The following is a 24,506-nucleotide window of genomic DNA, read 5'->3' on the forward strand; positions in this document are numbered from 1 at the left end:
CACGGCTCTCCGGATCCTTCGACAGGAACAGGTCAACCACCGCATCCGATATCTGGTCCGATACCTTGTCCGGATGACCCTCCGAAACACTCTCCGATGTAAACAAATAACTCTCGCGCATAGCTCTCCTGCTTTCTCTTTTTGTTGTTGACTGGTTGGATTTCTGAAAGTCGGGCGCGGCGTTATGCCTCGCGCGCGATGATGTAGCTCTCGTCGTTGAACCACAGCTCGCCATGCTTGCGCAGGGCGGCGCGCGTCGCTTCGAGATAGTTCGAATTGCCCATTGCCTCTGTCAGGCGTTCATCCTCGATCTGCGCCACATAGGTCGCCGCGTTCCACGCCGCGAGCAGAGTCGAGGTCCCGATCGACGCGTCCCCGCTATCGATCTCGTCCGGCATGGTGTGCATTTCGTAGCGAAAGACCGCCTGCCGATTGGGCAGGGGATCGAAGAGGAAATGTTTCGCCTCTTCGCCCAGCGCCTCGCGCGTCGCATCCAGCAGGTCGCGCCGCGAGGTCGTGAAGGGATCTTCGCCGGGCCACACTTTCTGGACGATCTCGACCCCCGGGTCGCTGCCCGCCGAATGGATGCCGAGCAACCGGCCGCCCGGCCCCAACGCCCGGGCCAGCGGCGCAAGCACGCGCCTCGCCTTGAACTGGGTTTCCGCGCGCAGCCGGAATGGCTGGCTGGCGAGGATCAGGTCGAAATCCGCTTCGGGCTTGCCCTGGCGTGGAATCACGCCATCCAGGAGGAAGCGGCAATCCTTGCGATAGAGGACAAGCACCGTCGGCGTTTCGGGCAGAAGGCTGCCATTTTTTTCGCTGACCTTGGTGCGCCAGCTATTGGCAAGAAACGGCTGTAGGTCGAGGATCTGCCGCTCGAAATCGGCCGTCGTCGATCCTTCGAGCGCCGCTTCCTTCCACACCACCTTGGCGGCCAATGCCGGGTTTTTGGGGCGAAGCCAGGGCGCATCGGCATAGGAAATATTGGTAACCGCGAACACGGTTTCGGGATGTTCGAGGAAGCGGTCGGGCAGCTTGTCGAGCGTCAGCCGAACATCCTCGAGGCTGATTTCCTTACCCGCGACATAGAAGGGAAAACGTTCGAACTTGCTGTGCATTGCGCGCAACACACGGGCCAGCACCGTGCCGTCGCCCATTCCCGCATCGAAGAAGCGCAGGGCTGGCGGACGCGGCGTGAGCGACGACAGTTCCTTGGCCACACGCTCGGCCACGATCCACTTCTCCGAGCAGGTGTTCACGAACATCAGATATTTCTGGCGGTTATCGTAGAATCGGAAATTCTGATCCGACTGTTCGGTATCGCTACCCTCTGTAGCGTCCGATTCCGGGGCCGGTTTTACGATTTGCTGTTCTGCGGAAGCGGCAGCCATGGGTCAGGGTCCTATCCAATATTTTATCTTTATCGACGGCCCATTCCGAGAAAGCGGAGAGCCTTGCCTTATATTGATGTTGGACGAAGCGTCTGGGCGTAAACCACAATCGGACCCACTTCCGATGTGGGGTATATCCCACTTTAAGCGATAACCCCGCGTCGTCGTTCGATTTGCGGCCGGGGCTGTTCGGCAGACAAGGGCTAATCTACGCTGGCCCGATTACGATCGGTGCCCCCGCGTTCGGGAGGGCTGCCGCCAATGGCCGACCATGGGAATAGGGAGAGCGTTCCATCGTTTGCATTTTGATCGGGCCCAGCCCGCTGGGGAATGTCGGCCGAACGGCATTCGGCCGCCCTTCCATCCGGCCGGACGAAAAGAGCGAGGGCTAACCATGCGCGCCATGCGATATTTCGTCGCGATCGCGAGATCGGGAAGCCTCAGGGCAGCCAGCGAGGTGCTCAATATCTCTCAGCCGGCACTGGGCATGCAGTTGCGACAGCTGGAGGACCGGCTGGGCGTGACCCTGTTCGATCGCCATTCGCGCGGCGTCACGCTCACTCGCGCAGGCGCGGTTTTCCTTGAGGAGGCCGAACAGGTCATGGTGGCCTATGCCAAGGCCGAGGCTTCGATCGCCCCCTTCCGCCGCCCGGTCACCGAGGTGCTGCGCATCGGCGTTTCGTCTACCGTGGCGCGCCTGCTGATCCCGGAGATGATCGCCGAGAAGTCCGATTCTTCCGGTATCGAGATCAAGGTACGCGTCGGCTATGATGCCGAGCTTCGCAGCAACATCCTTACCGACGAACTCGATGTCGCGCTATTCGATTCCCATCTTCCACTGAATCTCCCCAATACGCGCATCCTGGCGACCGAAGACCTCTGGCTCATCGGTCCGCCGAGCCGCGTCGACCCCGAGCTCGGCCCGATCAAGTTGCAGGCGCTTCAATCGATTCCGATCGTGATGGACAGCATCCGTGCGCCCGATCGGGCCTTTGCGGAATATCTCGCTACCACCCACGATATCCGGTTCGATCTGGTCGCAGAGGTCGAGCCAATCAGCTCGCGACGGCAGCTCATGCTCGAGCATGAAATGTGCTGCATCTCGACCTACCCAACCTTTCTCAACGAGTTGGGCGATGGCCGCCTCGTCGCGCGCCCGATCGACGCAGAGGGGGCGAGTTTGCGTTTATATCTGCTGACCCGATCGGGGCTCAATGGGCAGGTTTTGGAGCCATTCGAAGCGCTGATCGAAAAGGCGATTCGGCGCCTCGTAGCTGCCAACCAGGCTCCTTGGAAAGTGCTTTAGCTGTAAGTTATTCTTATACCTGTATCTCAAAAATAGTATTATTCAACCGCTCCAAATTACCTCCAAAGGGTCCGCAACAGGCGGTTCCTCAAGGAATCTCCATAAAAACAGACAACAGGGAGAGGGTAGCCATGGAGCAAACCAAAAATTCGCGCGATTCCAGAACCAAAGCAAAACTTATAGTCGGTGCCAGTCTGGCGGCGATGATCGCGTCCGTCGGCGTCCCTGCAGCGGCACAAACGACGGAGGATGACAGCGCGACGGAACAATCGGGCGGGCAGCCCATCGTCGTTACCGGCAGCCGTATTGCCCGTGGCGGTTTCGATTCGCCCACGCCGCTCACCGTGATCGGCGCCGAACGCATCGCCGAACTGGGCCAGACGAATATTGGCGAGGCGCTCTCGCAAACACCTGCTTTTCGCGCGACCAATAATCCGACGACCGCCAATCTCTTCGCGAATAATATCGGCGCGCGCTTCGCCGATCTGCGTGGCCTGGGCAACCAGCGCACGCTGGTTCTCGTCGATGGCCGCCGCTTCGCACCGAGTACGGATCTCGGAATCGTCGATCTCAATCTCATCCCGGCAGGCATCATCAGCCGGACCGAAATCGTCACCGGTGGCGCGTCCGCGGCCTACGGTTCGGACGCTGTAGCCGGCGTCATCAACATCATTCTCGAAAACGAGATCGACGGCATCCGCGGCACCGTCCAGGGTGGTATTTCCTCACGCGGCGACGATGGCGAAATTCTCGTTTCGCTGGCCGGCGGTCAGGACATCATGAACGGCAGTGGCCATTTCACGGTCGCCGCCGAATATAACCGCTATTTTGGAATCGGCGACTGCTACACACGGCCCGCTTGCAGGCTTGAACCCGGCACGATCACCAATCCCAATCCCGGGGTAAACGGCCTGCCCGCCATCCTTCTGCTCCCCAATGCCAAGGGTGCCACGATCCGCCCCGGCGGCGTCATCAACACGCCGGAAGCACTGGCCGGTATCCAGTTCGATTCCGCCGGCAATCCGATCCCGTTTAACCGCGGCGAATATTGGTCACCCACCAGCACCTTCATGATCGGCGGCGATGGCTATGATCCCTATTTCACCGGGATCAGAATTGCCCCGGAATATGAACGCTATTCGCTCTACGGCCATCTGACGGCGGATCTGACCGACAGCATTTCAGGCTTTCTCGACCTTTCCTACGGCCGCGTCGAAGGCTGGTCGATCTCCGCCCAGTCGCGCGATTCCAACCTTCCCATCCAGATCGACAACCCGTTTATTCCGGCGCCCATCCTCCAGATGATGGTCGACCAGAATATCCCTTCCTTCACGCTGGGCCGGGAAGGACTCGACCTTGGCCGCGCGATGAACCGTTCGAGCACGGGAACCTTCCGTCTCGCCGCCGGCCTGAACGGCGATCTGGGCGATAACTGGCGGTGGGATGCATATTACCAGTTCGGCACAACCCGCTATCGGCAGCGCACGACCAATGTACAGATCCCCGCCGCCTTCCGGCGGGCCGCCGACGTGACGACGCAGGGCGGTGTGCCGGTCTGCCGGGTCAATGCCGATGCGGACCCTAGCAACGACGATCCCGCCTGCGCGCCGCTGAACCTGTTCGGCGAAAATATGTGGTCGCAAGCCGCGAAGGATTATTCCTACGGCGCGACCCGGCAGCGGACGCGCTTCGAGCAGCATGTCGTTGCCGCCAATATCCAGGGGGAACCTTTCTCGACCTGGGCAGGGCCGGTCTCGGTCGCCGGCGGCATCGAATATCGGACCGACTCGGCCTCTGGCGACGCCGATCCGATATCCCTCGCCCGCGGCTTCCTGACGGGCAACGCGGTTGCGATCAACGGCGATAGCGAAGTGTTCGAAGGTTATGCCGAAACCGTGGTTCCGCTGTTGCGGTCAGACGATGGCGGCCCGACCCTGGACCTCAACGGCGCCATCCGCCGGACGGCTTATGAATTCGACGGCGCGAGCGGATCCAGCAGTTTCTCGGCCACCACCTGGAAAATCGGCGGTGTGTTCGAGCCGGTGGAAGGCCTCTTGTTCCGCGTGACGCGTTCGCGCGATATCCGGGCGCCCAACGTCAACGAGCTCTTTTCGTCGGCGCGCCAGACGCAGACGATCGTTCTCGATCCGGTCCAGAACACGACGATCAGCACACCGACGATTATCGCTGCGAACCCAGATCTCAGCGCCGAAGTCGCAAACAGCTGGACGGCCGGCGTCACGATCCAGCCGGGCGGCGCCTTGCAGGGCTTCAGCTTCTCGGCCGACTATTTCGACATCGATGTGAGCAACGCGATCACCCGTCCGGGCACGCAGACCGTGGTCAACCGTTGCGTAGCGGGCGCAACCGAATTCTGCCCGTTTATCGTCCGCGATACGAACGGCATCATAACCCAGGTCACTGATCCGCTGTTTAATTTCGCTTCACTGCAAACGAGCGGGATCGATTTCGAGCTGGCCTATAATACGGAAATGCCCGGCTTCGGGGACGAGATCGGCAACCTCAACATTCGTCTGCTCGCCACCTATGTCGAGCATCTGACGACCGAGGACAGCGGCGGACGGATCGATCGGGCAGGCCAGACCGGCTACCCCCCCGGGCAGCTGCCGGGCATGCCGCGCTGGCTGGCGGATCTAGTCGTCACCTATGCAACCGGTCCCTTGTCGGTAACCGCGCAGCTTCGCTACATCCACAAGGGCATCAACAACGTGACCCGCGTGGGCCCGGAGGACGACGGCTATGATCCGACGCTCCCCAACAGCGTCAATTTCAACCGCCTGCCAGCGGAAACCTATGTGAATCTTTTCGCCCATTACCGGATACCGATGGGTGGGAATGAAGACGCACTGGAGCTGTTTGGCGGTGTCGAGAACCTTTTCGACAACGGCCCGACTTCGGTTCACAGCAACAATTATGGCAGCAACAACGTACTGTTCGACCTGATCGGTACGCGTTTCACCTTCGGCGCCAGATTTGCATTCTGAGCGACCGAAGCGAAACGACCAGACCATGGGAGCGACAATGCCGGAAGAGCCTTTTACGCCTGCGGAGATGGAACGCCTGCGCGATCTCCTCGTTCGCGACGAGATCATGCAGTGTCTTTACCGCTACGCGCGCGGGCTCGACCGGCACGACGACGATCTGATCGCGAGCGCCTTCTGGCCGGATGCCGAGGTCAACTATCTGGAAGATTTCAGCGGACCGCGTGATCCGTTCGTCGACTGGGGCAACGAACTCCACGAAAGCAAGTACGAGATCCACCAGCATCATCTGACGACACAAAATATCGATGTCGACGGCGATGTGGCGCATGTCGAATCCTATGTCATCTATATGCTGCGATCGCCCGAGAAGCTCCAATATCTCGGCAGCGGCCGCTATATCGACAAATGCGAGCGGCGCGATGGGGTATGGCGGATTGCGCTGCGCGAATTCGTTCCCGAAATGCGCATCGCCGTCGAGGATGGCAGCTCCTACGAGCGCGCCGACCCGCCGGGCCCGAGTTTTTGGGACAGGCGGGACATTTCCTATCAACGCCCCATGCGCCGCCGAAACGGCGAGGAATAGGGCCCTGTATCCACACCTGCTTTCGGAAGGCCGGGTCGGCGGGTTCGCGGTGCGTAATCGCATTGTGATGGCACCCCTCACCCGTGCCCGTTCGCCGGATACCGTCCCCAACGCGCTCAACGTGGAATATTACCGGCAACGTGCCGGCGCCGGCATGATCATATCCGAAGCGACGGCCATCTGCCTACAGGGAACCGGCGCCTATAAGGGGCCCGGCCTATATGACGAGCGCCAAGTCGCGGGCTGGCAAAATGTGACCAGCGCGGTTCACGCGCAAGGCGGCCTGATCATCGCCCAGCTATGGCATGCGGGGCGCATGGCGCATCCCGACTTCCTGCCGGACGGCCTTTGGCCGGTGTCATCTTCGGCCATCACCGCCGACGCCATCGTAGCGACTCCCAACGGGCGGCAGCACCTCGTCAAGCCACGCCAGCTCGAAGCTGCCGAGATCGAGGAAATTCCTGGCCGGTATGCCGCCGCGGCCAAGGCCGCGGTGGATGCAGGCTTCGACGGTGTCGAGCTGCACGGCGCCAATGGCTATCTGATAGACCAGTTCTTGCGCAGCTGCGCCAACGAACGAACCGACGGTTGGGGCGGCACGATCGCGAAGCGCTGCCGCTTCCTGTTCGAAGTCGCCGCTGCCGTGGCCGCGGTAGCAGGACCTCAAAAAACGGGCGTGCGGCTTTCGCCCACCAGCCCCATTGGCGACATGCAGGACGAAAACCCGTTGGCCCTCTATACCCATGCCGTCCGGGGACTCGACGATCTGTCAATCGGCTATCTCCATATCGTCGAAGGCAATACGAGCGGCGAGCCGCAGGCCGAGGACCGGATCCTGACCCAGGCGCTGCGCCGCTCGTTCAAGGGCGACGTCATCGTCAACAACGGCTACGATCTGGACACTGCAGAAGACGCCATCGCAGACGGCATGGCGACGGCGGTTTCGTTCGGACGGCCATTTATAGCCAACCCCGATCTTCCCGCGCGCGCGCGGCAGGGCCTGCCACTGGCGGCGGTAAATCGCGCAACGCTCTATATCGACGGGGAGACCGGCTATACCGACTATCCGGCGGCGGGAGGGGCAACATCGTGACCGCCGACTCCGCCGCCCTCGACACTGGCCCGTCGCCAGCAGAACCGCGGAATTTTTCGAAGGGCTATCTCCGCGTCGTCATCGGGATCCTGTTCCTGATCGAAGCCGTGGCCTTCATGGAACGGGTCGTCATCCATACGATCGGGCAATCGATCAAGGCGGATCTCGGGCTAAGCGATCTTCAGCTTGGCATATTGAGCGGCTTCAGTTTCGTCGTTTTCTATTCTACGATGGGGCTGCCCATTGCCCGAATGGTGGAACGCTACAGCCGCAAGACGATCCTCGTCACATCGGTCGGCCTGTTTTCGGTCTTCGCGGCGCTGTGCGCGGCGGCCGGCAACTATGTGCAGCTTCTTGCCTTTCGTTCGGGGGTCGGTATCGGCGAGGCCGGAGTTCAGCCGACGGTCGTGTCGATGGTCGCCGATTATTTCGAAAAGCACAAACGCGGCGCAATACTCACCATCATCATGCTCGGCATCCCGTTCGGGTCTCTGATCGGCGCGGTCGGCGGCGGCATGCTCGCCGAACATCTCAACTGGAGAACCGCGTTCATCGTCGTCGCTGCGCCGGGCCTCCTCATCACGTTAATTGCAGCGATCGTGCTACGCGAACCGCGGCGCGGCGCGCAGGACGCGGTGGTCGCCACCGGCAAGCCGCCGCCCTTTGTCGAGGTACTGCGTTTCCTCGCTGCGAAAAGCTCGTTCCTTTTCGCGATTGCGGGAGTCGCCTTCGCGACCATGGGCATCGGGTCCATGGGCGCGTTCACCCATCCCTATCTGGTGCGCGAATACGGCACGAGCGTATCGGACGCGGCCGTGATGTTCGGCATATCGAGCGTCGTTGCCGTCACTTTCGGCATGTCGATCAGCGGCTTCGGATCGAACTGGCTCGCGCGCCAGGATACCCGCTGGTACGTCTTTGCCCCCGCAATCGGCACGCTGCTTTCGGCCCCGCTCTATTTCTCGGCATTCCAGGCTTCCACGGCGATAGCCTCCATGGCGCTGATCACGGCGGCGAGCATGTGTTCTATCTGCTATTCGATGCCGACCCTGTCCTTCGTGCAAAATCTCGCGACATCGCAGATGCGCGCGACGACCACTTTCTTCTTCTATTTCGTCGGCACGCTGGTCGGTCACGGACTGGGGCCGATCCTGTTCGGCTGGATCAGCGATATCGTCACCGTGTCCAGCTTTGCGGGCGGCAACTATATGGCGTTATGCACCACGGGCGAGGAGATTGCCGGCGCGTTGCATGACCGATGCCTCGCCGCCTCCTCGTCTGGGGCGCGTGGCGGAACCGTGCTCGTTGCGAGTTTCATGGTCCTGTCGTCGCTCTGTTTCCTGCTGGCGTCCCGCACGATCAAGGACGACATCGCCATTACCGAAGCGCAGGAAGCCGGGGCCTAGCCAGCGCACTGATGCCGGACACCAATGTCCGTTGCCTTGCCTGCATCCATATTGCTTAAGCGGCACAATCGTGGCTAGGTGACTCGGCGACAGCAGCTTCGGGAAGGTTGATTTTGGCGACGAACAGGAAAGCGGCAGCGAAAGACGCTGGTTCGATCACCGATGCCTGGCAGATTTTCGGGCCGAAACACATTCTCTACCGGATATTGATGGTCGGCAAGGCGCTCGACCGGATCGGCGCGCAACAGGTTCGTGATTCTGCCGATATCAGCCTCGCCGAGTGGCGGGTCATGGCGCATCTGGGGCGCCTCGGCGAAACCAGCGCCAGCGAGCTTTCGGCCGCAGCCCAGGTGGATCGGGCCGAAGTGAGCCGCGCTGTCAACTCGCTTGCGAAGCGCGACTTTATCCGCAAGCGTCCCAACCCGGCCAACCGGTTAAGCCAGCTTCTAAGTCTGACAGAGACCGGAGAGGAGGTCTTCGACCGGGTTTTCGCCGAACGGCAACAATTCTTCCAAAGCATCACGGCCGACCTCAGCCGCGAGGAGTTACGCGAGCTGGATGACCGGCTCTACCGGATCGCTGGCAAGATCGACGAGTTCGTCGAGAACCAGTAATCTCTCGGTTCCGATATATTAAGAATCCACGCGTTAGGCATTCCCCGCCGAAGGCGATGCAATGCGCAGCTGTGACCCAAAATCCACTTCCGTCAATTTCTTGACAAATCAACATTGCCAAGAAAGAGACGATCAGCCAATAAAGAACGACCTCGTACGAGTTCGCGGCACCCCCTGCCACGGATGCGGCAGGCCGGATGCAGGGTTATCACCGTCGCCGAAACCAAGGCGGCACCGATGGAGCACCGGGCAAGCGCGGCGAACGCCAAGAACAGAATATATGTTCGGGGCCGTGATCAGATTTTGGGGATGGAGAGATGCAAATGAAAGCGAAGAACAACTCCCGTGGAAACGGGTTCCTTATCAATGGTGGCGGTAGCCTGACGGCACTCGGCGTCGCCCTTTTCTGGAGCGCGACGCCCGCGCTGGCACAGGATCTGGACGACGACGAAGTCGTCGAGGCAAGCGCCGACCAGAACACCAACGACCAAGCGATCGTCGTCACCGGCTCGCGCATCGCGCGTTCCGGCTTCGACACGCCGACGCCGGTCACCTTTATCGGCGAAGATCAGATCGCCCGTCAGGGTACGACGAACGTCGCCGAAGTCCTGAACGACATTCCGGCGTTCCGCCCGCAGGCGACATCCTCGACCTCCGCGATCTTCTTCAGCAATATCGGCGCGAGCACCGCCGATCTTCGCGGCCTCGGTGCCAACCGGACGCTGGTGCTTATCGACGGCCGGCGCGTGGTTCCGGCAACGGTCGCCGGCGGCGGCTTTGCTGCGGCGGGCACCGTCGACCTCAACATGATCCCGACTTCGCTGGTCCGGCGCGTGGAAGTCGTCACCGGAGGCGCTTCGGCGGCCTATGGTTCTGACGCCGTTGCCGGCGTCGTCAACCTGATCCTCGATACCGATCTCGAGGGTATTCGCGCCAACGTCCAGTACGGTTTCGCCGATGCGGGCGACGACGACGAATGGTCCGCCTCCTTCGCCGCCGGGACGAGCTTCGCTGACGGCCGCGGCCATGCGATCTTCGGTATCGACTATGTCAACGACGAGGGCACGGGCGATTGCTATTCGCGCGATTGGTGTTCGCAGACCTGGAACACGGTCAGCAACCCGGGCAATGTCGACGGTCTCGCCAACACGCTGATCCTGCCGGACATCTCGGTCGCGCTCGGCACGTTCAACGGCATCATCATCGGCGGGCCGCTCCGTGGCACCGAGTTCAATGTCGACGGAACGACCTTCCAGCACGACTATGGCCAATATTACGGCGCGGGCATCTTCCAGTCGGGCGGTGCCGCCGGTCAGCGCGACGAACAACTCGCCTTCTACCAGTTTTTCCCGCTGGCAAGCCCGAGCGAACGCGTCAACGCCTTCGGCCATGTCGAATATGAATTTTCCGACGTCTTCACCGGTTTCATCGAGGCGTCCTACAGCCATGTGGAGGCCGACACCCTCGGTGCCCAACGTCGCGATATCGCCAGCATCGTGATCACTCGCGACAACGCCTTCCTGCCGGCAGGCGTGGCCGCGCAGATGGACTTTTTCGGACTGCCGGCTTTCCCGATGGGCAAGATGTGGAATGACATCGGCCCGTCGCGTGGCCATGTCGAACGCGAGACCTTCCGGATCGTCACGGGTTTCGAAGCCGATATCGACGATAACTGGAGCGTGAACGGCTATTATCAATATGGTCAGACCAACTATCACCAGATCGGCGAGAATACGACGATCAACTCGAATCGGGCCTTTGCTCTCGACGCGGTAATCGATCCGGGAACCGGCGATCCGGTCTGCCGCGCCGTACTGCTCGGCAACCCGGCCGCGGCCGGCTGCCAGCCGCTCAATCCGTTCGGCAATGGCAGCCCGTCTGCCGCCGCGATCGACTATGTCACCGGCACGTCCGAGCAGACCACCCGTCTCGCCCAGCATGTCGCCTCGATCACCCTCCAAGGCGATCTTCTCGACCTGTGGGCCGGCCCGCTCGCGATCGCAACCGGCGTGGAATTCCGCCAGGACGAAGCCAGCGGCACCGCCGACCCGATCTCGACGGCGCTCGACTTTTACACTTCGCCGGGCGCGCCGATCGACGGCGAAGTCGATGTGTTCGAAGGCTTTGTGGAAGCGGTGTTGCCGCTGTCAGACGATGCCGAGCTCAACGGCGCGGTCCGCGTCACTGATTATAGCACGTCTGGCAGGGTCACGACCTGGAAAATCGGTGCCGACTGGTCGCCGCTCGACTGGCTCCGCCTGCGCGCCACGCGGTCGCGGGACATTCGCGCACCCAATGTGTTCGAACTGTTCTCGCCGGCGCAGAGCTCGTTCCAGTCAATCAACGATCCGAATTTCGGGGGGACGCAGTTCCTGATTCCGGTGCTTCTCGCCGGTAACAATACGCTCCAGCCGGAGACTGCCGATACTTGGACCGCAGGCTTCGTGCTGCAGCCCGATTTCGGCTTCGGAGACCTGCGTTTCTCGGCCGACTATTTCGACATTACGCTCGACGGTGCCGTTGCGACGCTGGGCGGACAGGTAATCGTTGATCGGTGCGCCGCCGGTGCAACGGATCTCTGCTCGCTGGTCAGCCGCAATGCGACCACCGGCGAACTTACCCAGGTTCGCAATTTCAACTTGAACCTGAATACGCTGATCACGCGCGGTTTCGATCTCGAGGCCTCTTACAGCGTACCGGTCAGCACGGGCAGCGTGACGTTGCGCGTCCTCAGCACGATCGTCGACGACCTGATCACGGTGGATTCGAGCGGAACCTCCGTCGACCGCGCGGGCCAGAACGGTTCGCCGGTATCGCAGCCTTCGGGCGTTCCGCGATACATCGTGAACACCTATCTGACCTATGACGTCGAGCCGTTTGCAGCGCAAATTCAGGTTCGCCACGTATCGGGCGGCCGTTACAACAATACGCTGATCGGGCCCGACGAGGACGGCTATGATCCGGCGCTACCGAACAGCATCAGCGACAATCGCATCGGCGCCTTTACCTATGTCAACCTGAACGCGTCCTACGATATCTGGAGCGAGGGCGATCGCAACTTTGAGATCTACGGCGTCGTCAACAACCTGTTCGACAAGAATCCGCCCGTCGCGCCGTCCAGCTTCGGCCCGACCAATAACGTTCTCTACGACGTTGTCGGGCGGACCTACCGGGTCGGTCTGCGGCTCCGCTACTAACGAGACTCCTCCCTCGGCGAATTCTTCAAGCCGTTGGGTTTAACTGGGGCCGGAGATTATCTCCGGCCCTTTTTTTGGATTGGTGTTCAGGCTGCCGAGGCGAGGCCTTCCCGTACCTCTTCGCGCGGAAGGGACGTGCCGCGAATAAGATCAGCCGCCTTTTCACCGACCATGATCGACGGCGCGTTGGTGTTGCCACCGGGCACGGTCGGCATGATCGACGCGTCACAGACGCGCAGGCCCTCGATCCCGCGCACTCGCAGTTGCGGGTCGACAACCGATTGAGACCCGATGCCCATCGCGCAGGTGCCGACCGCATGATGCGTGACGATCAGCGTATTGCGCAGCCATTGTTCGATCGCCGCCTTGCCGCGGACCTCGGGGCCCGGAACCACCTCATGCGAAATCAGACTCGCGAGCGGATCGGTTTCATACACTTCGCGGACCATTTCCACGCTGCGCACAAGCGCATCGACGTCGCTTCGTTCAGACATCAGGTTCAGGCTGATTCGCGGCTTGTCCCTGGGATCCGCCGAACGGAGCTCCATCCACCCCCGGCTATCGGGCTGGACGAGACAGGCAACGACGCTCAATCGGTGCTCTTGCCGTTCACCGATCCCAGGGAACCAGGGCTTGGCGTCGCCGCGGGCCGGATTGAAATAGAGCTGGAGATCGGGCTGTTCGAGCTCCGGCCGGGACCGGACCTCCGCGTGGCAGCTGTTGCTCTGCGACGCGAGGACGCCGGTGCCGAACATCGCCCACCGTGCGAGTGAAATAGCCAGTCTGTCGGCACGCAGCTCGCGCAACAGGGTGATAGGCTCACGCGTCGCATGTTCGGTCCAATAGCCGGCATGTTCGGAAAGGTTGCGGCCGACCCCTGGTAGATCGCAGATCGGTTCAATGCCGATCGAGCGCAAATCATCGGCCGGACCGATGCCCGATAGCATCAAGAGCTGCGGGGAATTGTAAACGCCGCCGGCGAGAATCACTTCGCGCTCGGCACGGACGGTTTTGCTTTTTCCATCCTGCACATAGTCGAGCCCAGTCACCCGGCCGTTCTCCACGCGAATGCGCGTCGCATAGGCCCCGGTTGCGATAGTGAGGTTCGGCCGCGAGCGTACCGGATCGAGATAGGCCCGCGACGCGCTCGATCGCCGCCCCCGGCGATCGGTCGTCGTGTCCCCGCCGCCAAAGCCTTCATGGAGTTCGCCGTGGTGATCGTCGGTGATCGGATAGCCGAGCTTGCGCGCCGCTTCCATCACCGGCTCGTGGACGAGCTTGCGCGTATCGATCCGGCTGACCTGAAGCGGTCCCGATCCGCCATGATAGGTGCCTTCGCCGCGCCAATTGGTTTCCGAGCGTTTGAAATAGGGGAGTACATCGGCATAACCCCAGCCCTCGCAGCCCATTTGCCGCCAGCGGTCGTAATCGAGCGGATGGCCACGCGAATAGAGCATGCCGTTGATCGTCGAGGAACCGCCGAGCACCTTGCCGCGCGGTAGCGGGATTCGCCGGTCGCCCAGATGCGGTTCGGGTTCGGTCTCATATTGCCAGTTGGTCTCGGGATAGCGCCAGCTGTGGAAGCCGAGCGCAAGGCGGTAGAAGAACTGCCGATCGCGTCCGCCCGCTTCCAAGAGCAGCACCGAAACATCCGGATTCTCGGTCAGCCGGTGGGCGATCACGCACCCGGCAGAACCTGCCCCGACGATCACATAATCATAGCTTTGGGTCATCGAATATCAGCTCCTGCGGATCGGCAATCGCCCCACGGCACCGACATCGTTATTTGATTTATCAACATCCTTGCGTCGCCTCAACCCGCTGCTATCACACGAGCAGAAACAGGAATCCGGGGTGCGCGCAAGCCTTGTGCTGCCGCAGGAACCGGGAGCGACGAGGGGACAGAATGGCCGACGGAAATCAGGAATTCGAACTTATCATGCGCGATGGCGTCGATCCTTCTACGGCACCGAACAAGCCACCCTTGCCCCCGCGCGGTTATACGAAGCGCGAAGAAGACGGTCTGTTGATAGAACGCAATGTCGAAGTCCCGATGCGCGACGGGATCACGATCCTCGTCGATATCTACCGGCCCGCCAACGCGCCCGATGCGGACCTGCCGATCCTGCTCGGCTGGAGCCCCTATGGCAAGCACGGCCTGTCCGACACGCTTTGGCCGCCTTCGGGAGTCCAGGACGGCTGGATGTCGCGCTTCACCGCTTTCGAAGCGCCCGACCCCGCCTTCTGGTGCCCGGCCGGCTATGCGGTGGTTTTTGCCGATCCGCGCGGCGCCTGGCTGTCCGAAGGCGATCTTCGCCACAATGGCATCGGCGAGGGCGAGGACTGCTACGATTGCATCGAATGGCTGGCACAATTGCCATGGACCAATGGCAAGGTCGGGATGACCGGCGTCTCCTATCTCGCCGCGATCCAGTATCTCGTCGCCGCGCTGAAGCCGCCACACCTCGCTGCGCTCAATCCCTGGGAGGGCTTTTCGGATTGGTATCGCGAATTCGCCTATCATGGCGGCATCCGCGAAACCGGCTTCGTGCCGCGCGGCTCCGACAACCTCCGCTTCTCCCTGAACCGCACCGAAGACACCAACGCCAATGTCCAGGCGCACCCGCTCTACGACGCCTATTGGGAGAGCAAGGAACTCGATCTCGAGGCAATCGACATCCCCGCCTATGTCGTCGCAAGCTGGTCCGATCACGGCCTCCACACGCGCGGCACGATCGAGGCGTTCCGGCGCATGGCATCCGAAGAAAAATGGCTGGAGATCCACGGCCAGAAGAAATGGGCGCATTATTACATGCCCGAGAGCCGCGCAAAGCAGCGCATCTTTTTCGACCATTTCCTGAAGGGTGAGGACACCGCCGTCACCGAATGGCCGCGCGTCCAGATCGAAGTTCGCGAGAGCGCGCAGGTCCGCGCGACCCGCACCGAAGACGAATGGCCGCTCGCGCGCACTGACTACAGAAAACTTCATCTCGACGCCGCCAAACACGCGCTGTCCGAAACGGCACCGACAACCAGCTCGGCCGCGCGTTACGACCCGCTCGACGTGCTGGGCGAGGCGGTGTTCGATCACCGTTTCGAAGGGGACACCGAACTCACCGGCTATATGAAGCTCAAACTCTGGGTCGAGGCCGAGGGTGCTGACGACATGGATCTCTTCGTCGCGCTCCAGAAGCTTGACGCGGAGGGCGAGCCGGTCGGCATGACCTTTTACGCCTTTTACGAGAACGGTCCCGTCGCGCTGGGCTGGCTCCGCGCGAGCCACCGCGCGCTCGACGCCGCGCGCTCGACCCCCGAGCAACCGGTCCACAGCCATACCGAGGAACAGATGCTGCACCCGGGTGAAATCGTCCCGGTCGAGATCGAGCTATGGCCGTCCTCGACGTTGTTCCGTGCGGGTGAGACCCTGCGTGTCGTCGTGAAGGGCATGGATATCTATCGCGATGCCTTGCCCAACCTGCCCTTTGCGCGGCACGAAGATCTGCGCAACGCGGGAACGCACGTGATCCACACCGGCGGCGAGCATGACAGCCACCTGCTCGTCCCGGCGATCCCGGAAAAATAGGGAGCGCAACGCCCCTCCTACTTGTGGGAGGAGAGCCGTCAAGTCACCGCATAATAGGTGAAGATCGAGTGATCGGGATTGGTGCAGCGGCGCCCGGCACCCACGATCAGCGTTTTTCCCATCCAGTCGTGCGGCCCTTCGGGAACGACGAAGGTCGGCGAAAATTTGAAGTAGCCGGGCTGCAGCACGCCGTCGACGACCTCGTCGACGCCCTCCTTACCCGGCACCAGATAGCCGTTGTTGTTGATGTAGATCTTGGTGCCGTCATCGGCCTCAAGCATATAGTGCGACTTGACCACGACCACGCCGTCGCCGCGCACATCGGCGAAGTCGGCGCCGCTGTCGGGCACGATTTTGCCGCTCAGCCGCGGCCCGTAAATCTCGCCGCTCGAACAGGGCGTATAGCCCTTGTGGCCGCCGCCGGGCAGGGGCCCGAAGATACAGCGCTCGGGCCGGAAAAAGACTTTCATCTCGAACACATATTCGAGGCCGGCCGGTACCTGGGGGTCGTTATCGCTCATCCTGATTCTCCTTCGCCGACCGTCAAAGCACCATGAAATAATGGATGCGATTGGCTTTCGGAATCTTTTCCGCGACGCCGACGAAGATGTGCTTGCCCATCCATTCATAGGGGCCTTCGGGCACGTCGAACTTCGGCGATACGCGCATATAATATTCGTGCGGTTCGACCGGCTCGTTGCGCGCCATCTTCTCCATCGCATCGCCTTCGGCCCAGCGATAGCCGCGGCTCTGCAGATAGATCGGCACGCCGTCATCGGTTTCGAGAAAATAGCGGGCGTCGAAATCGATGACACCGTTGGGGCGTACGAGCGGAAAGTCTCCGCCACTCATCGGGATGACGCGACCCTTTATACGCGGGCCCTCAAACGTCCCTTCCTTGGCCCACACGCCGGCGCGCGTCTGCCCCATGCTGCTGGGCTCCAGCCAGACGGCCGGAGTCAGATCGATGCTGACGGTGAAAGCGAATTCGAATTTCGGTGCGAACGGATGCTCGGCCTGATCGGCTGCGGTCATGAAATCTCTCCTCAAGGGGTGCCGAACGACGTCAGGCCTGTGCGGGAACGGTAGGCAGCGTCTTGTAACGCGCGCCCATTATCTCGGCGAATTTGCCGTCTTTCAGATAATAATAGCCCAGGCTCTCTATATTGATCGCTTCGCCCTTCATCAGCGGCCCCGCGATGAAATCAGGCCAGTCCTCAAGGCCGAAAAACTCGGTGCGGACATGGACGGCAAGGAAATCCTCGTTGCCGACGGAGCTCACTACATCGAGCGTCTCGCGAACCTTGGATTTTACGTCGCGATAGAAATCGAGAATATTCTCGCGACCGATGATCTGCTTCTTGTCGCCAAGATTGAACACCACGTCGTCATGATAATATTTGCCGAAGCCATCGAAATCATTGGCGTTGAAACAGGCGATATAGTCTTCATAATCCGTAGCGTTCACGGGCAGCCTCTCTCTGTTATCTTCTTGCCGCCTCGGGCCCAAGGCACCGCCGCGGCACTACCGGCCTATCCTATTATTGTTGATCTATCAACTAATGGGCGAAGTTTATGGCGTTTCCCGGCCGATGAGACAAATGGCGGCCCGAAAACACTGGCACTGGGGGGGCAAAACCTTATGGTCAGAGCATGGGGAAGAGGAAAATGCATGCCGATGACGAGGGCCGATACCGTCGAAACTGATCGATTGTCAGGCGCGCGGCCTGTCTGGACCAATCTGGCGAGCACAGCGATTCATGGCTGAGGTAGCGACCGTCGCCGCATCCCGAACCGGACTGCTTCCGGCTTCGCCGAAAACGGCCGCTGCGCCCACCGATCGCGAGATCATGCAGGTTTTCCTCACGAAACCGGCCTTTCTGCTTGGCCGATTCGACCAGATTTGCACTGCCTTTTACGCCGAACTCTCATCGGGTGAAACGCTGGCCCAGGCAGAAATCCTGCTGCTGCTCGATTGGCTGGACGATTGCGACCAGATATCGCTGGCGCGCGCGGCCGGCATCGACACGTCGACCATGGCGCTCATTATCGATAATCTCGAAACCGCCGGCCTTGCCGAACGTCGTCCCGATCCGGTCGACAGGCGCCGGGTGCGGCCGCGGCTTACAGGGGCCGGCGTCCACCGAATTGGGCAGGTCCGCGCTTCCTTCAGTGCATTGCAGAAAGGGCTCATTGCCCCGCTCGAAACACGCGAGGAGAAAGAACTTCAAGCGTTGCTCTGGCCGCTGGCAACCAGCACAGACGGCCCCGCGCCGGCATGGAGCGCCGACCCTGAGAATCCGCTGTCCGGCTCGCCGAGCTTTTTGGGCCGCCGGGCGCTGCAAATGGCGCAGGCGCTGTTTATTGCCAGCACGGCGGAGCTGAAGCTCACGCCGCGGCAGTTTTCGGCACTTTTCATCCTGGCCCTGCGACCCGCCACCAGCCAGGTCGAATTCGCCCGAATCTTCGGTCTCGATCCCTCGACCTGCGGGGTGATCCTGCGCAACCTGCTGGCGCGGCAGTTGATAACGGGCAGGCTTTCACGTCGCGACCGGCGCAAGCGGCTCTATTCGGCAACCGATGCGGGACGCGAAACGCTGGCATTGGCCCAGCCGCTAGTCGATCAATCGGAGGCGCTCACGCTCGTCCCGTTCAGCACGGCTCGGGTCTCCCGACTTGTTGCGATCCTGAGAGAGGTTGTACTCGTGCACAGCGTGCATCTGCGCTTCCCCGGCAAACTGGGCTTTGACGAAGAATAAACGCGAAGGGTTTCGCTGGTTGAAAGCCCGCCCCGAGGCGCGCTTGACAGGGCGCGGGCGCAAGATACAACGATGTCTGACTATTGAAGAATCAGCGTATTTGAAACGCTGATCGCAGAGAGGATGAAATGGCCGACATGGACCTCCGGACGCTTCCCGTGCGCAACCCGCGCACCGGCGCAGTTGATTTCGAACTGACGGTCGCGACGTCCGCAGAGGTTTCCGCCAAGGCCGCCCGATTACGCGCGAACCAAAAGGCCTGGGCGGCGATGCCGCTTGCGGCGCGGATCGGCGTGATGGCGCGCTGGCTCGGCGAAGTGCAGAAGCGCGCGAACGACATCGCCGAAGCCGATGCCGTCGATACCGGGGGCTGCCACACCTCCTATCTCCAGGGTTTCATCACCATGGGTAATATCGGCGGCTGGATGGAGGACGCGCAGACGGGCCTCGACATGGCCGCGTATAACGGCCCGTCCAAAGCGATGCCGGACGTCGAGGTTCGTACCCAGTTCGTGCCTTATCCGCTGGTAAGCGTGATCGGACCGTGGAACGCGCCTGCGATGCTGGTGCTGCTCGACGCGATTCCGGCGCTTTTCGCCGGCTGTGCAGTACTGATCAAACCTTCGGAAATCACCCCGCGCTGGGTGGAGCCGCTATTCGAGGCGGTTGCCGCCGTGCCGGAGCTGGCCGGCGTGTTCGACTATGTGCAAGGCGATGGATCGACCGGTCAGGCGATGATCGACGAGGCCGACCTCGTTTGCTTCACCGGCAGCGTCCCGACCGGACGCAAAATTGCGGTGCAATGCGCCGAGCGGCTAATCCCCTGCTATCTGGAGCTTGGCGGCAAGGATCCGGTGATCGTTGCCGAAACCGCCGATATCGAGCGCGCGACCACTGCCGTGCTGCGCGGCGCGGTCCACGCCAACGGCATGGTCTGCTTTTCGATCGAGCGCATCTATGTGCATGAAAGCATCCACGACGCCTTTGTCGAGACGCTCGTCGAAAAGGCAAAAAAGGTCCGCCTGAACAGCGACGACCCGCGCGCCGGCCATTCCCACCCGTTCACCTTCGCGCCGCAGGCCGAGATTGTCGCAGGGCACGTCGCCGAAGCGAAGGAGAAGGGTGCGACCGTGCTCACCGGCGGCGAGATCGAGGAGATCGATGGCGGACTCTATATGCGGCCGACCGTGCTGACCGGTGTCGATCACGAGATGGCGATCATGCGCGACGAAACCTTCGGCCCGTGCCTGCCCGTCATGAAATACAAGACGATTGAGGAGGCCATCGCGCTCGCCAATGACACGATCTTCGGGCTCACGGCCTCGGTGATCGCGGGCAGCGAGGAAGAGGCGCTCGAGATTGCGCGCCAAATCAATGCCGGCGCGCTATTCGTGCAGGATACCTTCCTCACCTTTGCCAAGAACCGCACGGTCGGCAGCACCGCGTTCGGCGCGTCGGGCGTCGGCGGTGGCTCACGGACCGGGCCCGAGGCGATCCTGCGCTATGTCCGCCGCAAGGCGATACTGGTCCAGCGTGGCGAGGTCGCCGATATCCAGAACGATCATCATCTCGGAAAGCCGGGAGGGGAGGAATAATATTATGGCCGATTGGCAGATTACGCCGGAAGACCGGTGGGAAATACAGGATCTCTATGCGCGATACGCTTGGGGCATCGATCTCGCCGATACCGAGATGGCACTCTCCGCCTTTTCTAAGGAGGCGTTTTTCGATCATCTCTGGCAAGGCCGCGTCCATGGGCATGAGGCGATCCGCAAGAACCTGGAATCGCTTTGGTACGACCGGCAAAGCTGGTGGTACGGTCGCCAGCACATCATGAACACGCACCTGATGACGCCGCGCGACGACGGCAAGATCGATTGCAAATGCTTCTTCCAGATCCTCCAGTTCAACGTCGAATATCGGAACAATTTCGTCTTCGGCATCGGCACGCGGCAGGATGTGATCATCAAGGAAGACGGCAAGTGGCTGTTCGAGCAACTCCACGTCAACGCCTGGACCGACATGAGCGAAGTTCCCTGGCAGGGCGAGTTGACGATGAAGAGCAAGACCGGCGCTCCGGCGACCAAAGAGACCGCCCAGTGAAAATCGAAGCTGCCGTCAGCCGACCGGGCACACCGGCGCCCGCGTTCGAGGAACTCGAGCTCGAAGCACCGCGCGCCGGCGAGATGCGCGTGCGTATCGTTGCCACCGGCATCTGCCATACCGATGTCCACGAACATCCCGGCCGCCATTCGCCCCAGCCGATCGTGCTTGGCCATGAAGGCGCGGGCGTGGTCGAGGAGGTCGGCGAAGGCGTGCGCGATTTTGCGGCCGGCGACCATGTCATCCTCAGCGGCGCCTCCTGCGGCGCCTGCCCCAGCTGCGCGAACAACCGGCCAACCTATTGCGACCAGGCGATGCCGCGCTGTTTCGGCGGCCAGCGCATGGACGGCAGCACCGCGCTGTGCGCCGGCGACGAAACCATCCATTCGCATTTCTTCGGCCAATCGAGCTTTGCAAGCCATGTCATCGCCACCGATCGCACGGCAGTAAAGGTCGACAAGGACCTTCCACTCGAAAAACTCGGCCCGCTCGGCTGCGGGGTGATCACCGGAGCGGGATCGGTCATCGAAGCGCTGAAGGTCGGCTATGGCGACACGATCGCGATTTTCGGCGTCGGCGGCGTGGGCCTGAGCGCGGTGATGGCGGCGAACCTTGTCGGTGCGCGGCGCATCGTGGCGGTCGATCTCGCCGAGGACCGGCTGGAATTGGCGCGAGAACTTGGCGCAACCGATACCATCCTGGCGAGCGAAGACGATATCGCCGGAAAGCTCCGCGCGATCACCGGGCGCGGCCTCGATTATACGCTCAACACGACCAACGTTCCCGCGGTCCACACCACCGCGCTTGACTGCCTGGCGATGAACGGCACGGCCGCCTTCGTCGCCGCGCCGCTCGGCCAATGGGCGCCGGCGATGTTTCCGATGCTGGCAGGCGGCAAGATGCTGCGCGGCATTCTCGGCGGCGACGCATCGCCCAGCCTCTTCCTGCCTAAGCTGATCGACTATTGGCGGCAAGGCCGTTTCCCGTTCGACCGGCTTTTGACCTTCTACCCCTTTCACGACATCGCGCGCGCCTTCGAAGATATCGAAGCCGGCAAGGTGATCAAACCGGTGCTGATGATGGAGGCGAACGATGCTGCCTAAAGCGATTCGCAATCAGATCGAGGCCCTCGGCCCCGATCTCAACCCCGACATGATGCATGGCACGCAGGGGCTGATCGCCGGCCTTCATGGCGAACCCGACCCGGCGACCAAGATCGTCCGCGATCTCGCCTATGGCCCCGACGAGCGGCACAAGGTCGATATTTTCGCGAAAGACGGCGCTGCCGATGCCCCTGTCCTCGTCTTCGTCCATGGCGGGGGCTTCGTGATGGGCGACAAGCGCAGCGAAGGCACGCCCTTTTACGATAATATCGGCCAGTTCGCGGCGGCGAACGGCTGGATCGGCGCGACGATCACCTATCGGCTCGCCCCCGCCAATCCCTGGCCCGCCGGGCCCGAGGACCTGGCGACGCTCGTCGGATGGCTGCGCGCAAATATCGCCGATCATGGCGGTAATCCGGATAAAATTTTCCTAATGGGCCAGTCGGCCGGCGCGGTGCATGTCGCAAGCTACGCGGCGTTAAGCCGATTCCATGGGGCCGACGGCGCCGGAATCGCCGGCGCGTTGATGATCTCGTGCATCTACGATGTCGAGGCAGCGCACGCCAACCAGTTCCACATCGCCTATTATGGCGAGGACAAGGCGGCTTATGCCGAATGCTCGACAGTCGAAGGGCTGATCGAAGCCGATATCCCCTTCCTCGCTTCGGTCTCAGAATTCGATATCGAGGATTTCCAGAAACAGGCAGCCGATTTCGTCGGCCGCTATGGCAAAGCGCGCGGCGCCTATCCGCGCATGCTCTATCTGGAAGGCCATAACCATTTGTCCCCCGCGCTCGCGGTCGGTTCGTCCGCCGATTCGCTGGGCCCCGAAATTCGCGCCTTTGTTGAGGCGCATAGCTAGCGGCGCGCGGCAAGCCTGCCCCGAAAATCGAAGGAGAACCCCATGGTTGAACCGGTCAAATTTCCCGAAGTCGAACTCTATGAAGGTTGGGGCGAACCGATGCGTACCGAATGCACCATCCGGGGTCTCGAGCTGATTGAGGGCGAGATCCCGGCCGATCTGGAAGGCGCGCTCTACAAGGTAGGCGCCGATCGCCAATATCCATCGGGACGGACCGACGATATCTTTATCGACGGCGAGGGCATGATGCACATGTTCCGCTTCAAGGATCAGCAGGTCGACTATGTGAACCGCTGGGTGCAAACGACGCGCTACGAAATGCAGAAGGACGCGAAACGCAGCCTCTTCGGCCGCTACCGTAACCGTTACACCAACGATCCCAGTGTCGATCACAGCGTGTCCATGGGCACGGGCAACACGACCGCGATGTTCCATGCCGGCCATCTCTATGCGCTGAAGGAAGACGATCTCCCCTATGAGATCGACCCGGAAACGCTGGCGACGATCGGCAAGTCCGATATGGACGGCCAGATCGGATCGGTGAGCTTTACCGCGCATCCGAAGGTCGATCCGGTTACCGACGAACTGCTCGGCTTCTCCTATCAGGCAAAGGGCGACGCGACGAAGGACATCGCCTTTTACGTGTTCGGGCCGGACGGCAAGCTGGTTAACGAAATCTGGTTCGAGATGCCCTATCCCGGCATGGTCCACGATTTCGCGATCACCGACGAATGGGTGATCTTCCCCTTCTTCCCGATGATGACCGATCTCGATCATGTAAAAGAAGGCGGCGCCTATTACGAATATCACCCCGACAAGCCGACCCATGTCGCCCTCGTGCCGCGCTACGGCAAGGCTGAGGATATTCGCTGGTTCAAAGGGCCCAACGCCACCGCCGGCCATATGATGAATGCGACCCGCGAGGGCAGCAAGGTGATGCTCGACCTGTGCTATTATGACGGCAATTGCTTCGATTTCTTTCCCACACCAAGCGGCGAAATCACGCCCGAAGTACCACCCTTCCTGACCCGGCTGACCTTCGATCTCGAGCGCAATGACGATAGTTATGAGATCGAGCGGCTGCTTAATGTGCCCTGCGAAATGCCTCGCACCGACGACCGCTATCAGGGCCGTCCCTATAAGCACGGCTATTGCATCGTACGCGGAATGGACGGATCGAGCGGCACGGGCCATATCAATCTCGAAACCGGCGAGCTCCATGTCTGGAAGCCCGGCCCCGGCGATACCGTGCAGGAAGCGCAATTCGTGCCGCGTTCTCCGGATTCGGCTGAAGGCGATGGCTGGTTGCTTGTGCCGGTGTGCCGCGTTTCGCGAGTCCGCAGCGATCTGGCCGTTCTCGATGCGCAGAATGTCGAAGCGGGGCCGGTAGCACTGCTCAAACTGCCGGTCCGCGTCAGGGCGACCTTCCACGGCACCTGGGTGCCGGAAGAAGCGTTCACGACCGGCCGCTACAATTTCAAATTGCAGGCGGTATAGAGCC

20 protein-coding genes are annotated in these 24,506 nt (G+C 61.6%); 14 read left to right on the top strand and 6 right to left on the bottom strand.

The genetic code is table 11. The annotated features are described in order from the left end of the window. Both H6P80_RS00005 and H6P80_RS00010 read right to left on the bottom strand, forming a co-directional pair. Nucleotides 1-121, bottom strand: a 121-nt coding sequence (locus H6P80_RS00005; protein ID WP_185799313.1) for an S-adenosylmethionine synthetase N-terminal domain-containing protein, incomplete at its 3' end; no start/stop codon positions are given. A gap of 61 nt (nt 122-182) precedes the next feature. After that, a complete protein-coding gene (locus H6P80_RS00010) occupies nt 183-1,391 on the bottom strand; it encodes a hypothetical protein (protein WP_185799314.1) in 1,209 nt (402 codons plus the stop codon). 394 nt (nt 1,392-1,785) lie between these two features. Here H6P80_RS00010 and H6P80_RS00015 point away from each other — a divergent pair, with 394 nt between their 5' ends. The 7 genes from H6P80_RS00015 to H6P80_RS00045 all read left to right on the top strand — a co-directional run bounded on the left by H6P80_RS00015 (nt 1,786) and on the right by H6P80_RS00045 (nt 12,595). Beyond that, complete coding sequence (locus H6P80_RS00015) at nt 1,786-2,697, top strand: LysR family transcriptional regulator (RefSeq protein WP_185799315.1); 912 nt, start codon at nt 1,786-1,788, stop codon at nt 2,695-2,697. 131 nt (nt 2,698-2,828) lie between these two features. Then, nucleotides 2,829-5,702: a TonB-dependent receptor plug domain-containing protein gene (locus tag H6P80_RS00020; RefSeq protein WP_185799316.1), complete on the top strand. Its 2,874-nt coding sequence runs from the start codon at nt 2,829-2,831 to the stop codon at nt 5,700-5,702. A gap of 37 nt (nt 5,703-5,739) precedes the next feature. After that, a complete protein-coding gene (locus H6P80_RS00025; protein ID WP_185799317.1) occupies nt 5,740-6,285 on the top strand; it encodes a nuclear transport factor 2 family protein in 546 nt (181 codons plus the stop codon). Between the two features lie 16 nt (nt 6,286-6,301). Continuing rightward, nucleotides 6,302-7,378, top strand: a complete 1,077-nt coding sequence (locus H6P80_RS00030; RefSeq protein ID WP_407947223.1) for an alkene reductase — start codon at nt 6,302-6,304, stop codon at nt 7,376-7,378. After that, nucleotides 7,375-8,784, top strand: coding sequence for a spinster family MFS transporter (locus H6P80_RS00035; RefSeq protein ID WP_185799319.1), 1,410 nt, complete (start codon nt 7,375-7,377; stop codon nt 8,782-8,784). Before H6P80_RS00030 ends, H6P80_RS00035 begins: the two co-directional genes overlap by 4 nt. A gap of 113 nt (nt 8,785-8,897) precedes the next feature. Beyond that, a complete protein-coding gene (locus tag H6P80_RS00040; protein WP_185799320.1) occupies nt 8,898-9,398 on the top strand; it encodes a MarR family winged helix-turn-helix transcriptional regulator in 501 nt (166 codons plus the stop codon). 323 nt (nt 9,399-9,721) lie between these two features. Beyond that, the gene (locus tag H6P80_RS00045; protein WP_185799321.1) at nt 9,722-12,595 is read left to right on the top strand and encodes a TonB-dependent receptor plug domain-containing protein; all 2,874 of its coding nucleotides are present in this window, start codon (nt 9,722-9,724) and stop codon (nt 12,593-12,595) included. Nucleotides 12,596-12,681: 86 nt separating this feature from the next. On the opposite strand, the gene H6P80_RS00050 is transcribed toward H6P80_RS00045, so the two are convergent. Next, on the bottom strand, nt 12,682-14,328 hold the full coding sequence (locus H6P80_RS00050; RefSeq protein WP_185799322.1) for a GMC family oxidoreductase: 1,647 nt from the start codon (nt 14,326-14,328) through the stop codon (nt 12,682-12,684). Between the two features lie 173 nt (nt 14,329-14,501). On the opposite strand from H6P80_RS00050, the gene H6P80_RS00055 reads away from it, so the two are divergent. Beyond that, nucleotides 14,502-16,178, top strand: a complete 1,677-nt coding sequence (locus H6P80_RS00055; protein WP_185799323.1) for a CocE/NonD family hydrolase — start codon at nt 14,502-14,504, stop codon at nt 16,176-16,178. A gap of 38 nt (nt 16,179-16,216) precedes the next feature. On the opposite strand, the gene H6P80_RS00060 is transcribed toward H6P80_RS00055, so the two are convergent. Genes H6P80_RS00060 through H6P80_RS00070 form a run of 3 tightly spaced genes read right to left on the bottom strand, consistent with a single transcriptional unit; the run spans nt 16,217 to nt 17,646 of the window. Continuing rightward, a complete protein-coding gene (locus tag H6P80_RS00060) occupies nt 16,217-16,699 on the bottom strand; it encodes a DUF3237 domain-containing protein (RefSeq protein WP_185799324.1) in 483 nt (160 codons plus the stop codon). A 22-nt stretch (nt 16,700-16,721) separates the two neighbouring features. Beyond that, nucleotides 16,722-17,213, bottom strand: coding sequence for a DUF3237 family protein (locus H6P80_RS00065; protein ID WP_185799325.1), 492 nt, complete (start codon nt 17,211-17,213; stop codon nt 16,722-16,724). Nucleotides 17,214-17,244: 31 nt separating this feature from the next. Continuing rightward, a complete protein-coding gene (locus H6P80_RS00070; RefSeq protein ID WP_185799326.1) occupies nt 17,245-17,646 on the bottom strand; it encodes a nuclear transport factor 2 family protein in 402 nt (133 codons plus the stop codon). 292 nt (nt 17,647-17,938) lie between these two features. On the opposite strand from H6P80_RS00070, the gene H6P80_RS00075 reads away from it, so the two are divergent. The 6 genes from H6P80_RS00075 to H6P80_RS00100 all read left to right on the top strand — a co-directional run bounded on the left by H6P80_RS00075 (nt 17,939) and on the right by H6P80_RS00100 (nt 24,502). Beyond that, nucleotides 17,939-18,937 (top strand): MarR family winged helix-turn-helix transcriptional regulator, encoded by a 999-nt coding sequence (locus H6P80_RS00075; protein ID WP_185799327.1) that lies wholly within the window; start codon nt 17,939-17,941, stop codon nt 18,935-18,937. A gap of 128 nt (nt 18,938-19,065) precedes the next feature. Further along, nucleotides 19,066-20,532 carry an aldehyde dehydrogenase family protein gene (locus tag H6P80_RS00080; RefSeq protein ID WP_185799328.1) on the top strand — a complete coding sequence of 489 codons (1,467 nt, stop codon included), beginning with the start codon at nt 19,066-19,068 and terminating at the stop codon, nt 20,530-20,532. 4 nt (nt 20,533-20,536) lie between these two features. After that, complete coding sequence (locus H6P80_RS00085; protein ID WP_185799329.1) at nt 20,537-21,040, top strand: nuclear transport factor 2 family protein; 504 nt, start codon at nt 20,537-20,539, stop codon at nt 21,038-21,040. Further along, nucleotides 21,037-22,143, top strand: coding sequence for an NAD(P)-dependent alcohol dehydrogenase (locus tag H6P80_RS00090; RefSeq protein ID WP_185799330.1), 1,107 nt, complete (start codon nt 21,037-21,039; stop codon nt 22,141-22,143). Before H6P80_RS00085 ends, H6P80_RS00090 begins: the two co-directional genes overlap by 4 nt. Continuing rightward, nucleotides 22,133-23,005, top strand: a complete 873-nt coding sequence (locus H6P80_RS00095) for an alpha/beta hydrolase (RefSeq protein ID WP_185799331.1) — start codon at nt 22,133-22,135, stop codon at nt 23,003-23,005. The genes H6P80_RS00090 and H6P80_RS00095 overlap by 11 nt, the downstream gene beginning before the upstream one ends. 42 nt (nt 23,006-23,047) lie before the next feature. Then, nucleotides 23,048-24,502 (top strand): carotenoid oxygenase family protein, encoded by a 1,455-nt coding sequence (locus H6P80_RS00100; RefSeq protein WP_185799332.1) that lies wholly within the window; start codon nt 23,048-23,050, stop codon nt 24,500-24,502. The last annotated feature ends 4 nt before the right edge of the window (nt 24,503-24,506 follow it).

This window comes from Parasphingopyxis marina (assembly GCF_014237875.1).
In the GTDB taxonomy this organism is placed as follows: domain Bacteria; phylum Pseudomonadota; class Alphaproteobacteria; order Sphingomonadales; family Sphingomonadaceae; genus Parasphingopyxis; species Parasphingopyxis marina.